9 protein-coding genes, 2 rRNA genes and 1 pseudogene are annotated in these 14,989 nt (G+C 36.1%); 8 read left to right on the forward strand and 4 right to left on the reverse strand.

What is annotated here, in order from left to right; translation table 11 throughout:
* Positions 1-1,027: 1,027 nt before the first annotated feature.
* The 6 genes and pseudogenes from recA to plsY all read left to right on the forward strand — a co-directional run bounded on the left by recA (position 1,028) and on the right by plsY (position 7,214).
* A complete protein-coding gene (recA, locus tag IHO13_RS01175; RefSeq protein ID WP_225537896.1) occupies positions 1,028-2,095 on the forward strand; it encodes a recombinase RecA in 1,068 nt (355 codons plus the stop codon).
* A gap of 232 nt (positions 2,096-2,327) precedes the next feature.
* A complete protein-coding gene (locus tag IHO13_RS01180) occupies positions 2,328-3,020 on the forward strand; it encodes a phosphatidylserine decarboxylase (RefSeq protein WP_225537897.1) in 693 nt (230 codons plus the stop codon).
* A complete protein-coding gene (locus tag IHO13_RS01185; protein ID WP_225537898.1) occupies positions 3,017-3,787 on the forward strand; it encodes a CDP-alcohol phosphatidyltransferase family protein in 771 nt (256 codons plus the stop codon). Before IHO13_RS01180 ends, IHO13_RS01185 begins: the two co-directional genes overlap by 4 nt.
* A 31-nt stretch (positions 3,788-3,818) precedes the next feature.
* Positions 3,819-5,148, forward strand: a pseudogene (locus IHO13_RS01190) (alanine/glycine:cation symporter family protein).
* 2 nt (positions 5,149-5,150) lie between these two features.
* Positions 5,151-6,620 carry an alanine/glycine:cation symporter family protein gene (locus tag IHO13_RS01195; RefSeq protein WP_368666865.1) on the forward strand — a complete coding sequence of 490 codons (1,470 nt, stop codon included), beginning with the start codon at positions 5,151-5,153 and terminating at the stop codon, positions 6,618-6,620.
* 12 nt (positions 6,621-6,632) lie between these two features.
* On the forward strand, positions 6,633-7,214 hold the full coding sequence (gene plsY, locus IHO13_RS01200) for a glycerol-3-phosphate 1-O-acyltransferase PlsY (RefSeq protein ID WP_225537900.1): 582 nt from the start codon (positions 6,633-6,635) through the stop codon (positions 7,212-7,214).
* A gap of 645 nt (positions 7,215-7,859) precedes the next feature.
* On the opposite strand, the gene ruvX is transcribed toward plsY, so the two are convergent.
* The 3 genes from ruvX to IHO13_RS01215 are packed head-to-tail and all read right to left on the reverse strand — an operon-like array spanning position 7,860 to position 11,242.
* Positions 7,860-8,327, reverse strand: a complete 468-nt coding sequence (gene ruvX / locus IHO13_RS01205; RefSeq protein ID WP_225537901.1) for a Holliday junction resolvase RuvX — start codon at positions 8,325-8,327, stop codon at positions 7,860-7,862.
* The gene (locus tag IHO13_RS01210; RefSeq protein WP_225537902.1) at positions 8,328-10,112 is read right to left on the reverse strand and encodes a ribonucleoside-diphosphate reductase subunit alpha; all 1,785 of its coding nucleotides are present in this window, start codon (positions 10,110-10,112) and stop codon (positions 8,328-8,330) included. It abuts the gene before it with no gap.
* A 56-nt stretch (positions 10,113-10,168) separates the two neighbouring features.
* Positions 10,169-11,242, reverse strand: coding sequence for a methyltransferase (locus tag IHO13_RS01215; RefSeq protein ID WP_225537903.1), 1,074 nt, complete (start codon positions 11,240-11,242; stop codon positions 10,169-10,171).
* 346 nt (positions 11,243-11,588) lie between these two features.
* Between IHO13_RS01215 and IHO13_RS01220 the strand changes: the two genes are divergently transcribed.
* Together IHO13_RS01220 and rrf are read left to right on the forward strand one after the other, a co-directional pair.
* A 23S ribosomal RNA gene (locus tag IHO13_RS01220) occupies positions 11,589-14,380 on the forward strand.
* 66 nt (positions 14,381-14,446) lie between these two features.
* Positions 14,447-14,553, forward strand: a 5S ribosomal RNA gene (rrf, locus tag IHO13_RS01225).
* Between the two features lie 84 nt (positions 14,554-14,637).
* Here the strand turns inward: rrf and IHO13_RS01230 are convergent.
* Positions 14,638-14,910 carry a hypothetical protein gene (locus tag IHO13_RS01230; protein WP_225537904.1) on the reverse strand — a complete coding sequence of 91 codons (273 nt, stop codon included), beginning with the start codon at positions 14,908-14,910 and terminating at the stop codon, positions 14,638-14,640.
* Between the last annotated feature and the right edge of the window lie 79 nt (positions 14,911-14,989).

Here is a 14,989-nt window from a genome sequence, read left to right on the forward strand (position 1 = left end):
ATAAAAATGATATAACAACTGACCTTCTTCTCTTGAATATATTCTTGCAGGTGGTACCATTCTAGTGTGTGAAGCACAACTGTACGAACATTATAGTTTGAGAGCGAACCTCACCGGAAGGGTGTCATGCCAGTGCTTGACACACAGTTGTACGGACGTTGCAATTAGCAGGTAATTTGCGTAACAGACGGCGTCATCCCAGTGCTCCGACACTGGGATCCAGCCTTTCCCATGATCATCAAAATATTGTATTTTAACATAAAACAGCTACTTTTATACTCACCAACTTAATAAAATTCTCGGATTGCCAGTGTCAAGCACTGACATGACGCCCTCCAGTAGCACAATGTTTTGCACAGCTGTGTGTCAAGCACTGGTAATGGCAAAATTGTGGGTGTTATCCAAATAGCCCTTTTCCTGTCAACTAAGTAGCTCCATTTCTTGTCATCCAAGTAGCTGACACTAGGATTTATGATGCTGCTTTACTAATAAATATTTAAGAAATTTACCGAATAAGAGAAAAGGCAAAAAAAACCAGTTGGTGGCTAGTAATTCATATTAACTTTATAAATTAGCGTTTTTTTATTCTAAACGTCTAATCTAGCTGCTTTTAAACCTCAACTGACCTAAATTTAAATGTTAAGAGATTCACTAAACAGAAAAAAGGCGAAAGAAACCCAGTTAGCTAGTTATTCACTATCTATCTTTTAAGTTGGCATTTTTTTTATTGTCTTAAACGCTTTAACAAACGCATTTTAGCTTATACTAGGTAAAAACCTTGAAAATTTACAAAGGCGAGGTGCGCATAGTGCAAAAAATTAAATAACAGTACGCCAAGTACATTGAGCCTTTGTTGTTTTATCTATACAGACTGAAGCTAAATAATAGCTTCAGTGTTATAATATTGGAGGAACTTGTCAAGTAATTTTTTGTTTCTAAATCGTCAACGTTCTTCATTATTAAAAAACCCTTGGCAGGTTATTCATGTTCGATTATCATGAAGTTTATACAAATTAATAAATGGCCTATGGCAAGCAACCCAGAGGAAAGAAATAATGATAAGCAAAGAGCGCTAGATAACGCAATAAGTCAGATTGAAAAAGTATTCGGTAAAGGCGCTATAATGAAACTAAAGCAGAATCCTGTAGAGAAGATAGATACAATATCTACAGGGTCAATTGCGCTTGATTCAGCCCTAGGTGTTGGGGGATTGCCGAAAGGACGTATAATTGAGATATTTGGTCCTGAGAGTTCTGGTAAAACCACTCTTGCTTTGCATGTAATTGCTGAAGCTCAGAAAAAGGGAGGGTTATGTGCATTTATCGATGCAGAGCACGCATTGGATGTCATATATGCCCGTAAACTTGGAGTAAACACTGATGATTTGGTAATCTCACAACCAGATACTGGAGAGCAAGCGTTACATATCGTTGAGTATTTAGTGTGTTCTGGTGCAGTTGATGTGATAGTTGTTGACTCTGTTGCAGCATTAACTCCAAGAGCTGAAATCGAAGGAGATATGGGTGATCAACACATGGGATTGCAAGCGAGACTTCTAAGTCATGGGCTCAGGAAACTAACTTCCGCAGTTTCAAAAGCGAATTGTATATTAATATTTATTAATCAAATTCGTATGAAGATAGGAGTGGTGTATGGAAACCCTGAAACTACCACCGGTGGGAATGCGTTAAAATTTTATGCTTCTATAAGGCTTGATATAAGAAAAATCGGTGCAATAAAGGATAAAGAAAATATCACGGGCAATGAAACGAGAGTTAAAGTTGTAAAAAATAAAGTCGCTCCTCCATTTAGAGAAGCAAAGTTTAATATAATGTACAATGAAGGCATATCAAGACTCGGAGAGATGATAGATATAGGAGCAAAACTTGGTGTGCTTGAAAAAGCAGGTGCTTATTATTCATACAATAACACACGTCTTGGACAAGGAAGGGAGAATGTAAAAAATTACCTCGAGACAAACAAGGAAGTTGCAAATGAGATAGAAACCAAAATTAGAGATTTATTTAGAAATCGCATTAACTCTATTGCGATGGAAGAAGAAAGCGAGCAGCTTTTAGAAGAATCAGTTTTCTAATCTAGCTGAAGTTTGTGTTGGACGCAATCGTCTTACTGCTGCAGTATCTTCATATAGATTCTGCAATGAAGAGCAGGATATCAAATCGTTGATGAATCTAAGCTGCTTTGGCTATAATATAACGTTTACAATATTAGCTCATATCAAAAAGCTTTTTGAAGCGTAAAAAAAAACTTCCCATGAGGAGTGATAAATGATAAGTTGTTAATAGTAGGTTATCGTTATTAAGATTATGTGTTTTAGTTTACCTAATGTAAACAAGGAAGGTTATTTGTTTATAGTAATTTCTTTTATAGTAACATGTATAGCGTTCTCTATATCTTGGGGTTTTGGCGTTACATGCTTGTTTCCAACGTTATTGTGCACTTATTTCTTTCGCGACCCAGTAAGGGTTGTTCCAGGCAATAAAGACCTTGTGCTAAGCCCTGCAGATGGTGTGATTTCAAAAATTGAAGAGGTGAGTTACTCTTTATCAACAGAAGACGAAGAAGAAAAGAAATTCACGCTTGTTAGCATATTCTTAAGCATTTTGGATGTGCACGTGAATCGTATACCAATATCTGGTACAATAAAGGAAATGCACTATAAGAAAGGCAAGTTCGTGTCTGCAATGAGCAATAAGTATAGTAACGAAAACGAAAAACAGGTTATTGTGGTTGAGTATGGAAAGGAAAAAGAAATTATTGTAGAGCAAATAGCTGGGTTAATTGCACGTCGTATCGTTTGTAATTTAAGAGCATCTCAAAACGTAAAAGCAGGTGAAAGGTTTGGGATTATAAGATTTGGCAGCAGGGTAAATATTTACGTTCCTACTGATGTAGAAATAAGAGTCTCAGAAGGGCAAACTGTTGTTGGCGGTGAAACAATTATAGCAAATTTGAATAAGGAAAGTGCTCAAGAGAAGCTTACTTTTGATGTCATATGAGCAGTAATGGCAGTAGCAGTAGGTCTTTACCTATTGCCAAGTTATTCCCAAATTTTATAACTTTATTGGGTTTATGCTCTGGTCTTACTTCGATTAAATTTACATTTAATGAACAGTGGGAGTTTGCGGTAATTTTTATTATCATTGCAGCAATTATAGATGGAATGGATGGCAGAATAGCGAGAATTTTAAAATCAACTAGTGATTTTGGAGCGCAGCTTGATTCTTTTGCAGATTTTCTAAATTTTGGTGCAGCACCTGCATTTCTTTTATATTTTTGGAAGTTAAAGGGAATTAAAGTTATAGGGTGGATATTAGTAATGATATATGTTATCTGCATTTCGATAAGACTTGCAAGGTTTAATGTATCGTTGAATGCAGAACAACTTGACTGGGAAAAATTCTTCTTTTCTGGTGTTCCAGCACCGATATGTGCTTTACTTTCTTTATTGCCAATAATCATTACCTTTCAATCTCATGAAAGTGAAAACTTACTTTTTATGGAGCAATTTTTTAACATAAGAAATACGGCTTGTTACTTTTTAGCTATTTCATTTTTTTCAGTCAGCCATATTCCAACTTTCTCTGCAAAGTACATTTATATTCCTAGGAGCCTGTACTATATATTTGTGTCACTTTTTGGAGTATTTATCGTATTTTTTGTCAGTAAGCCTTGGATTACTCTACCAATTCTAGGTGTAATATATACACTGACTATTCCAGTAAGCATTGGGCTCTACATATATTACACCTATAAAGCTCGTTAGCCAAAGATTGTAACAAAAAGTGGTAAGTAGCATGGTTATAAAAATAAGTAAACTATTAAATTCATTTCTGTACGTAAGAATATTTAACATTCCATTTATAATTATTTGGGTAATTGCAACTGGAGTTTTTTATACGGTTCAGTTCAAATTTACTAACTTTAGGTTGTTCAAGCATGAAATACAAACGCTATTTAACCTAAAATGTAATCATAATGATGGTATAATCACTTATATTCAAGCGTTCGCAACAGTAATTTTAGGAACGGTTGGTCTTGAGGTAAATCAGGAGTTGCCATAGCTATCACAATATGGGGCCCAAGTGCAATTTTTTGGATGATAATTACTGGAATACTTGGTATGTCGATAATAAGATTTGCCGAAGTGGTGCTTGCATTCAATTATCGCTCTAAAAACTCAACTAGCGGGGCTTTTTATTACATGAGATACGGGCTTGCTAAGATTGGATTTGTTAGGACTGGTAAATTTCTTGCATTCACTTATGCAATTATGTTACTTATTGCAATAATTTTAGATGTCATACCATTTCAGGCAAATAAAATTGCAACATTGTCAAACAATCTCTTTGAATATAACGCGTCTATTATTATATTGTTACTTGTCTTAATTGTAATACTGGGAGGAATAAAACGAATTGCTTTCGTTTCAACAGGTTTAGCACCAATTACGATAATATTGTATATAGGCATGTGTGTGTATTTAATCTATGTAAACGGAAGTAATCTGTTGAATGCTTTATCTACAATATTCCAAGATATCTTTAACAAATCATCCATAGGAGGTGGGGTGCTGAGTGGGTTAATAGCCGGAGTTAGAAGATCAGTATTTGCTATAATGAAGCAGGTACCGGAACAGCGGCAATGGTGCATTCATCTGTGAAAGAGGAAGACCCCATTAAAGTTGGAAGTGTTACAATGATTGCACCACTTGTAGATACAATATTAGTTTCATTCTTGACTGGTATTGTGATAATTATCACTGGTATGCATAATACTTATTACATTGGTTAGCAGGTATTTTCAACAGCCTTGCCTTTATTTAGCAAGCTAGTTCTTCCGCTGATAATGTTTTCCTTTGCATTTTCCACAATAATAGCTTATCGTTACTATTGTGAAGTTGCCTTGCTGTACTTATTTGGTAGCAAAAAGTACTGATATTGTTCCAAGTTCTTATAAGTGGGTTCGGCGTATATCAGTTATATGTCAAAAAGTATAAAATTTATGTCTTATTTAGGCGACAGTTTTTTTATGTGTCTTATAATTCCAAATGCTGTTGCAATATATCTACTGAAAAGGGAAGTCTCGAACACAATAAATTATTATTACAATTCTAAAAGGTATTAAACATGATTTATAGATTGCTTTGTGCGGTATTATTTTGCCTATTGTTTAATAATGCGCACGCTGCTTTGGATTTTTACGAAAACTATGGCGCTGTATTAAGTGGAATAAACAATTTCATGAATGAGGTGTTGTTTTTCAAGATTTTCTACGTTCCATTTATAATTCTTTTGTTAGCGTTCGGTTATGTATTTCTGACGTTGCGTTTTCGATTTCTCAACATCAGAATGTTTAAACATGCGTTTGCTATTTTGTGTGGAAAATATGACACAAATCATCACGATGGCCACATTACGCATTTTCAGGCATTTGTAACAGCACTTTCAAGTACGGTTGGCCTTGGAACTGTTGCTGGTGTTGCAATTGCAGTTTCAATGGGAGGACCAGGAGCAGTGCCTTGGATGATGATTACAGGCTTTTTTGGTATGTCAGCAAAATTTGCCGAAGTGACTTTAGCATTTAGGCACAGAACAACAGAAGATCAGGAGCAATTATTTAGCGGTCCCTTTCAATACATAAGAAATGGACTAGAGGAATTTGGATTTAAGAAACTTGGTGTTGTATTAGCTGCGGTATATGCAGTGTTTTTTGTGTTATCAGGCCTTGGTGGAAGTGTAGCGTTTCAAACCAACCAAATGGTTTCAATATTATCTGGTTATTCAAATTGGGTGGATAGTCATCCTTGGTTTCTTTCTTCTATAATTTCCGCATTACTTGCTCTGGTAATCATAGGTGGAATTAAGAGAATAGCCAGGGTATCTTTCGCGCTGGTGCCTATTATGTCACTCGTATATATTTTTAGTTGTGTCATTATAATCGCATTTAATATTCACAACTTTAGCAACGCATTTAAAATGTTATTTTCCAATATGATAGATTTCAATGCCGTTGGTGGAGGAGTAGTTGGAACATTAGTTACTGGAATTCAAAGAGCGATTTTTGCCAGTGAAGCAGGTGTTGGTTCTGCTTCAATTACACATGCAGTAGCTAAAGATGAAGAGCCAGTTAGAACTGGACTAGTTGCAATGATAGAACCATGCTTTGATACAATGTTAATTTGTTGTTTGACAGGGATAACAATAGTTATAACGGGTGCGTATCAGGCTGGTGTTGGCGAAGGGATATTGATTACTCAAAAGGCATTTGAAACAGTTTCTTCTTGGTTTCCTATACTTTTGACAATAGCTGCACCTTTGTTTGCGTTTTCTTCAGTAATTTCGTTTGTGTATTGCTGTGAAGTGGGATGGCTATATTTGTTTGGTGCAAAGAGTATAGTGATATATCGCATAGCGGTAATAATTGTGGCGTTTTTCTCCGGTCTTTCTAAGGATATAATGACTATTGCCAATATCGGTGGAGCTTTATTCTCTTGTTTGGCTCTCATCAACATGACAGCACTTATGCTGTTTAGTAGTAAGATTAACGATGAAGTTCAATGCTACCTGAGGAGGCTGAGAGATAACAAGATTAGCTAGATTTTTGTTACGATGGAGAAGTATATAGTTCTTATGTTATCCTACGTGTTGGGTTCAATAACGTTTAGCTTAATCATTATAAGGATAAAAGGAATAAATTTAAGAAGAGTAGGTTCTGGAAACATCGGAGCTACAAATGTTGCAAGAACAGGGAATAAAAAACTTGCTGCTCTTGCTTTACTTCTGGACTCCTTGAAGGGATTCATCGCGGTTCATATAGCGCAACAATTTTTTGGTAGTGGTAGCTTTTACATATGTGCATCCGCAATGTTAGCAGTCCTAGGGCACATGTTTCCTGTATGGTTAAAATTCAGTGGAGGGAAGGGGGTTGCAACAACTTTGGGGATTTTGATAGCACTTAGTATTCATATGGCATTAGTGTTTATATTTGTTTGGCTAGCAGTATTTTTTATCTTTCGATACTCCTCTCTTGCCTCCTTAATGGCTACTGCAGCAATTGTTGCGATATCCCTTTTTTTTCAAAAAGACTTATTTTTTACTCTATTGATCGTGGCAGTATTAGTTTTTTTAAAGCACCACAAAAATATTGAAAATCTTCTACAAGGCAAGGAGTGCAAATTTCGTAAGCAGTAACGTACCTTTAGCCAATGTTGTTAACTTAAGAGCCTCCATGTAAACTCTTCTAAAGACATGATGGCGTTTGGGCTTATCCGTGTTACCCAATAGAAACGAAAAAAACTACTTGAAAGTTCCTCCAATATTATAACACTGAAGCTATTATTTATCTTCAACCCATACAGATTAAACAACAAAAAAACTCAATGTACTTGGCGTACTATTGTTTAATTTTTTGCACTGTGTGCACCTCATGCCTTTATAAACTTTCAAGGTTTTTACCTAGTATAAGCTAAAATGTGTTTGTTAAAGCGTTTAAGACAATAAAAAAATGCCAATTTAAAAGATAGATAGTAAATAACTAGCTAACAGGGTTTCTTTTGCCTTTTTTTTGGTAAATTTCTTAAGCATAAAGATTATATCAACTCTCGTTATCAAACAAAATACATAATAAATTCGCTAAACCTCTTATCGCAGGGAGACTTTTTAATTTACCATTGAGATTTGTTATATTACAACATCTACTGAGAATTTCATATATCTGGCTATGATTAGGATTATAATGAAGAGAAGTTTTCTTTAAATTTATTAGTTTTAAGTTCCTAGTATCTTTACCTTTGCGATATAAGTTCATACAGTTGTATGTTACGTGCTGAAAAGAAACTATTTAATTGTATTTATCTTGTCTAACGTTCGTTGTAGAATAATACATGCAGCAATTTTATCATCTATTTTTTTCGATTTTGTGATTGGTACTCCAGTAATCTTTAGTGTATGAGCCGCAATGGACGTTGACAAGCTTTCATCTTGTAAATATATACTTACCTTATATTTTTTTATCATTTTGTTTGCAAATTGGATTATGGTCTCGCACCACTCACTTTTTTGCTTCTCTATTTCCAGTGGTAATCCCATTACTATTGACCCAGCTTCATTTTCTTTGAATGTCCTGTTTAAATAACCTAAATCTTTACTTACATTTTTTCTGTGGTATACACTGTGAGCTGTGGCTATGAGCTGCGTTTTATCACTGAATGCTATACCTATTTGCTTTTCTCCCATGTCAAGGCACATTATAGACTTGTCTTTTGGAATAGACTTTAGAAATTCATAAGGATCTCTATGTAGCATTTACTGACATGACAAACACTCATCATAATCGATATTTGTTTTTTGCTGCAATATTTCACTTTTTTTTAATATGTCGTGCGAAACTTTGTCGGCCCTCTGCATTGACTGTGATCTACAGTAATATAAACTTTTTAGGCCTTTTTTCCAAGCAAGCATGTGTATTTTATGCAAGTAACGTTTATGTACGTTAGCAGGTAGAAACAAATTTACTGATTGAGATTGGCAAATGTAAGGTGTTCTATCGCTTGCGTGTTCTATAATCCATCTTTGATCAAGCTCATACGCTGTTTTGAATGTCAATTTTTCATGTTCACTAAGAAAATCTAAGTGCTGTACGGAACCTTCATTTGTTGAGATTGAGGACCATATTTTATCATTGTCTTGATTTTTTTCTGCCAATAGTTTTTGTAAGAATTTGTTTCGCACTACAAATGAACCTGTTAGTGTCTTCTGTGTAAATACGTTTGCTGCATATGGTTCTATTCCGGGGGAAGTATTGCCTGCAATAATGGAAATTGAGGCAGTTGGAGCAATAGCAAGCTTATGTGTAAATCTTTCCATTAGATTGATTTCTTTAGCGTCAAGACATGCTCCCTTTTCTTCTGCTAATTTTTTAGAAACCATATCTGCCTGCTCACGTAAATACTTAAATATTTTTTTATTCCACTGTTGTGCTGTTACTGATTCAAAAGGAACCATTTTACTTTGTAAAAATGAGTGAAAGCCCATAACACCAAGACCGATACTACGCTCTCTTATTGCAGAATATTTTGCTCGCTGTATTTCGTTTGGTGCTTTATTTATGAAATCCTCTAACACATTGTCAAGAAAACGCATTATATCTTCTATGAAAAGTTCATTGTCTTTCCATTCTTCGTAGTATTCAAGATTCACTGATGATAGACAACACACAGCAGTACGAGATTTGTTTAGATGATCGTAACCTGTAGTTAAAATGATTTCACTGCACAGATTTGACATTTTGATGTCTAGATTGAGTTTTTTGTAAGACCCTGGCTTATTATTATTTGTTGCATCAAGAAAAATAATGTAAGGTTCTCCAGTTTCAATTCTCGCTGTTAATATTTTGATCCATATGTCACGTGCTTTGACGGTTGAGATAACTTTGTTGTTATGAGTACTAATCAAATCCCATTCTCGATCATTCTCAACAGCTTGCATGAATTTATCATTTACTGTCACGGCATGATGTATATTTAATGCTTTACGGTTCGGATCACCTCCCGTTGGCTTGCGTATATCAAGAAACTCTTCTATCTCTGGATGAGATACAGGAAGGTAAACTGCTGAACTTCCTCTTCTTAAGGACCCTTGACTGATTGCAAGCGTTAGAGCATTTTGCACCACAATAAATGGTACAATTCCAGATGTTTTACCGCTGCCCTTTACACTTTCACCAATTGAACGTAGATTTCCCCAATAACTACCTATGCCTCCTCCACGTGCAGCAAGCCAGACATTTTCATTCCATAAATCAACTATTCCCTGCAAGCTGTCTTCAGTTTCATTGAGAAAACAAGAGATGGGTAACCCTCTTTTGGTACCACCATTGCTAAGTATTGGTGTTGAAGGCATGAACCACAAGTTGCTCGTGTAGTCATAAAGACGCTGTGCATGATCTTTATTATCAGAATAATAGCTGGCAATGCGTATGAAAAGATCTTGATAACTTTCATTTTCCATCAGATACCTATCCGATAGAACTGCTTTTCCAAAATTAGTTAATTTACCATTTTTTTCGTGATTAATAGTGATATTACTCATAAAATTCCTCTTCATATTTTATTGTGTATAGATACTGCTTTGAGCAATAGTGATCTTTAAGCTGAGCTCTTCGATTTTTTTTGTGGATGCTGTAGCGCAAACAAGATACCATTAACCTGACTTCCATATATTTTACAGTAACTTATATAACTTATTTGCATATTTATTTCTTTTGCAACGTGTTGGACATAACTTTCTGAGTGGCAAAAGTAATCTCCTTTATTTACAAAATCAATGCCTTCACCTTCCTTTCTTCTTATTAAGCATATGATTACTCCTTTTTTGCTCATAGATCCTTTTGCTAGTTCCAATTCTGCCTGGAAGTCATGTAGATAATGTAACACTTCGGCAAAAATAATGACATCATACAAATAATTTCTTTCTTGTTTAAGGAAATCTGTCATTTCCATATGTATTAATTCATTATAAACAGGTTTACCCTTTATAAAGCATCCTCTGGCAATATTTAGCATTCTGTTTGAAATGTCAACTCCTGTTATGCAATTTCCAGTATTGTGTATTTTTAAGAAATGACCACATATTCCAGTTCCACAACCAAGATCAAGTATGTTGAGTGCAGAAGTAGAGTTATTAAAGATTTCTGTAATTACCATGTGCGCAAGTTCATGTCCTCTGTATTGTTTAGCGATTAACCAATGCTCAACAAAATACTCGCCAATGTAATCAAAATATTGTTTTATGAGGTTTTTAGGCAATTTTGTGATCGACGCAGGGTTTGTCATTTTGTTTATGTAATAAGAAGCTTCTTCATAGTTACTGTCTAGTTTTAGTGTCTTTGTCAAATAGGTATGGGCTTTGTTAATATTTCCCATTGCAAAATGACACCTTCCAATGTTATACCAAACTACGGGTAAGTTGGAATAGAATATGCTGATCAACCAAAATCTTAGCTTTGCATCTGGTATGTGACCCTTATAGAAGTGATATAAACCGATTTCAATGTTGGTGTTTAATAGGTTTTTGGACTTTTCGAAAAATGCTGTTGCTTTTTTATAGAGGTTATTGTATTGATTTACAGCAAATTGTTTGGCCTTCTTAATATTAAACATACCGATTAACTTGCGAATAAAACTTAAAATAACACTTATAAAGGGTAATTTGCCTTTCATATTTTAGGTACCCTTGGCGCTTACTACCATTTTTGAGTAGACCTGATTTTTAAAGCATTTTATATTATGGAATATTTTTTTCATTGATCTTTAAATTGTATATAATTGTACTTTAACACTCACCTAAATTATAAATTTTACCTACTTAGGATTACAAGTATATTATTTGTTGCTAATATAAGAAATATTTTTTGTAAAAAAGCGTTGACACATTGCTCATTAGTTCCTAACATGTAAGAAGTTAATTTGGTTTTTAGATGTTTGACAAGTTTTATGGTAGAGATTAATTTAATCTTAATTCAATTTCAATAATATTTAACTCTGCATATTCTGCATATAGTCGAGTAAATAAATTATTTAAGAGCACTTGATGAATGCCTTGGCGTTAAAAGGCGATGAAGGACGTGACAGGCTGCGATAAGCTGCGGGGAATTGTCAATAAGTTTTAATCCGCAGATTTCCGAATGGGGAAACCTAACTAGTTGAGCTAGTTATTGCATGTTAAATCAATATGCAAAGCAAACTTGGTGAACTGAAATATCTAAGTAACCAAAGGAAAAGAAATCAACTGAGATTCTGTTAGTAGTGACGAGCGAAAGCGGAAAAGGCTAGCGGTTTAAGAATAAGAATTAGAATACTCTGGAAAGAGTAACCATAGAAGGTGATAGTCCTGTATAAGTAGAAAGTTTTTAAATCCTCGAGTAAAGCGGGACACGTGAAATCCTGTTTGAATATGGGGGGACCATCCTCCAAGCCTAAATACTCTTTAACGACCGATAGTGAACGAGTACCGTGAGGGAAAGGTGAAAAGAACCCCGGGAGGGGAGTGAAATAGAATCTGAAATCAAGTGCTTACAAACAGTTGGAGCTTTATGTTTTCGCTACAAGAGCAATCTTGTAGTTGGTTTACATTAGAGTGACAGCGTACCTTTTGCATAATGGGTCAGCGAGTTAATCTATAGAGCAAGCTTAAGCCGTTAGGTGTAGGCATAGCGAAAGCGAGTCTGAATAGGGCGTTTTAGTTTTATGGATTAGACCCGAAACCAAGTGATCTAGTCATGACCAGATTGAAGGTGTGGTAAAACATACTGGAGGATCGAACCAGTTAATGTTACAACATTATTGGATGAGTTGTGATTAGGGGTGAAAGGCCAATCAAACTTGGAAATAGCTGGTTCTCCGCGAAATCTATTTAGGTAGAGCGTTATATGTATGTTGTTGGGGGTAGAGCACTAGATAGACTAGGGAGACTCACCGTCTTACCAAATCTAACTAAACTCCGAATACCAATAATTAATTATATAACAGACACACTGCGGGTGCTAAGTCCGTGGTGAAAAGGGAAACAACCCAGATCACTATCTAAGGTCCCAAAATTACAGCTAAGTGGGGAAGGAAGTAGAAAAATCATTACAGCTAGGAGGTTGGCTTGGAAGCAGCCATCCTTTAAAGAAAGCGTAACAGCTCACTTGTCTAAATAAGTTTTTCTGCGCTGAAAATGTACCGGGGCTAAAGCTGTATACCGAAGATGTGGGTGCTTATTGATTCCGATCAATATGTGCGGTAGCGGAGCGTTCTGTAAGTCTATGAAGGTAGTTTGTGAAAACTGCTGGAGATATCAGAAGTGAGAATGCTGACATAAGTAGCGTAAAAGAGTGTGAAAAACACTCTCACCAAAAATCTAAGGGTTCCTACGTTAAGTTAATCTGCGTAGGGTTAGTCGGTTCCTAAGGCGAGTTCATAAAGGAGTAGTCGATGGAAATCAGGTTAATATTCCTGAACCTCTTAAGTGTGACGGGTTTTGTATTTGTATAGGTCTGATTGGATTGATCTATGCTTAAAAGAAGCTCCAGGAAATAGCACTTATATTCATGAGGCCGTACCGTAAACCGACACTGGTGGATGAGTAGAGTATACTAAGGTGTTGAAAGAATGATGTTGAAGGAACTCGGCAAATTATACCTGTAACTTCGGAAGAAGGGTAACCTGCTTTTAGGCAACTATTAGTAGGTGGCACAAAATAGGGAGTAGCGACTGTTTACTAAAAACACAGGACTCTGCAAACACGTAAGTGGAAGTATAGGGTCTGACGCCTGCCCGGTGCTGGAAGGTTAATAGGAAGGGTGCAAGCTCCAAATTGAAGCCCCAGTAAACGGCGGCCGTAACACTGACGGTCCTAAGGTAGCGAAATTCCTTGTCGGGTAAGTTCCGACCCGCACGAATGGCGTAACGATTTCTCCACTGTCTCCAACATCAATTCAGCGAAATTGAATTCCCCGTGCAGATGCGGGGTACCCGCGGTTAGACGAAGAGACCCCGTGCACCTTTACTATAGCTTTACATTGTTATTAAAAATGTAATGTGCAGGATAGGTGGGAGATTTTGAAGTTATGGCGCTAGCTGTAATGGAGTCAACCTTGAGATACCACCCTTTAGATTTTTGGTACCTAACTATGTTTCATTACCTGGAACTAGGACATTGTATGGTGGGTAGTTTGACTGGGGCGGTCGCCTCCTAAAAGGTAACGGAGGCGTGCGAAGGTAAGCTAGAGCTGGTCGGAAATCAGCTTGATAGTACAATGGCATAAGCTTGCCTGACTGCAAGGCTGACAAGCCAAGCAGAGACGAAAGTCGGTCATAGTGATCCGGTGATTCTGTATGGAAAGGTCATCGCTCAACGGATAAAAGGTACGCCGGGGATAACAGGCTGATGGTGTTCAAGAGTTCATATCGACGATACCGTTTGGCACCTCGATGTCGACTCATCACATCCTGGAGCTGGAGAAGGTCCCAAGGGTTCGGCTGTTCGCCGATTAAAGTGATACGTGAGTTGGGTTTAGAACGTCGTGAGACAGTTCGGTTTCTATCTGCCGTGGGTGAAGGAAATTTGAGAAGATCTAACTCTAGTACGAGAGGACCGAGATGGATATACCTCTGGTGTACCAGCTGTTATGCCAATAGCATTGCTGGGTAGCTATGTATAGATGGGATAATTGCTGAAAGCATATAAGCAAGAAACCCTCTTCAAAAAGATTTCCCAATTAAGGCCGTGGAAGACTACCACGTTGATAGGCTAGGTGTGGAAGCATGGTAACATGTGAAGCTAACTAGTACTAATAGCCTGATTGATTTATTTGCTTTCTATATGTGCATATGCAGTGTTAAATATTAGATTTAATTTATTGAACTAGAGGTTTTTATTAACTTGGTGGCTATAGCAAAAATGAAACACCCGACCCCATCTCGAACTCGGAAGTGAAACTTTTTAGCGCTGATGGTACTTGCAAAGGGAGAGTAAGTCGCTGCCAAGTTTATAAAAATTTCTTTATCAATTAAGTGGTGAGCATGCTTTTATTTTAATTCCCTTATTTTACTACTGTTTTTAAATCTTTACTTTAGCTGCGTTGTCTTTTCTTCCTTATATGTTTGTCATTTTCTATGTCATCTAACATTGTTCCTACTTCCTCTAGTTGATTTCCTTTTGAAGGGGAATGACTGATCTCTGGTAATATTGCATTATTCTTCACATTCTTTAATAATATTTCTTGTTGAAGAAATGCTGATTCCCAATCTATCCGTGTTCCTGTTCTTTTTTCTCTAGAGGGAAATAAAGGCTCATACATCTCACCAAAGCTTATGTTATTTACCTCATTTATGTGTTCTATCATTCACCACACCCATTAACTATTTTTAAAAATTTTACCTATGTTATCATAAATAATATAGCTGTAAATACCTTAATTGAGA

It is taken from the genome of Wolbachia endosymbiont of Mansonella perstans (assembly GCF_020278605.1).
Taxonomy (GTDB): Bacteria; Pseudomonadota; Alphaproteobacteria; order Rickettsiales; family Anaplasmataceae; genus Wolbachia.

Coding starts and splice junctions, on each gene's coding strand:
- IHO13_RS01230 (WP_225537904.1), bottom strand. CDS start 14,910: ATGATAGAACACATAAATGAGGTAAATAACATAAGCTTTGGTGAGATG.
- IHO13_RS01180 (WP_225537897.1), top strand. CDS start 2,328: ATGTGTTTTAGTTTACCTAATGTAAACAAGGAAGGTTATTTGTTTATA.
- plsY (WP_225537900.1), top strand. CDS start 6,633: ATGGAGAAGTATATAGTTCTTATGTTATCCTACGTGTTGGGTTCAATA.
- ruvX (WP_225537901.1), bottom strand. CDS start 8,327: ATGCTACATAGAGATCCTTATGAATTTCTAAAGTCTATTCCAAAAGAC.
- IHO13_RS01185 (WP_225537898.1), top strand. CDS start 3,017: ATGAGCAGTAATGGCAGTAGCAGTAGGTCTTTACCTATTGCCAAGTTA.
- IHO13_RS01215 (WP_225537903.1), bottom strand. CDS start 11,242: ATGAAAGGCAAATTACCCTTTATAAGTGTTATTTTAAGTTTTATTCGC.
- recA (WP_225537896.1), top strand. CDS start 1,028: ATGGCAAGCAACCCAGAGGAAAGAAATAATGATAAGCAAAGAGCGCTA.
- IHO13_RS01195 (WP_368666865.1), top strand. CDS start 5,151: ATGATTTATAGATTGCTTTGTGCGGTATTATTTTGCCTATTGTTTAAT.
- IHO13_RS01210 (WP_225537902.1), bottom strand. CDS start 10,112: ATGAGTAATATCACTATTAATCACGAAAAAAATGGTAAATTAACTAAT.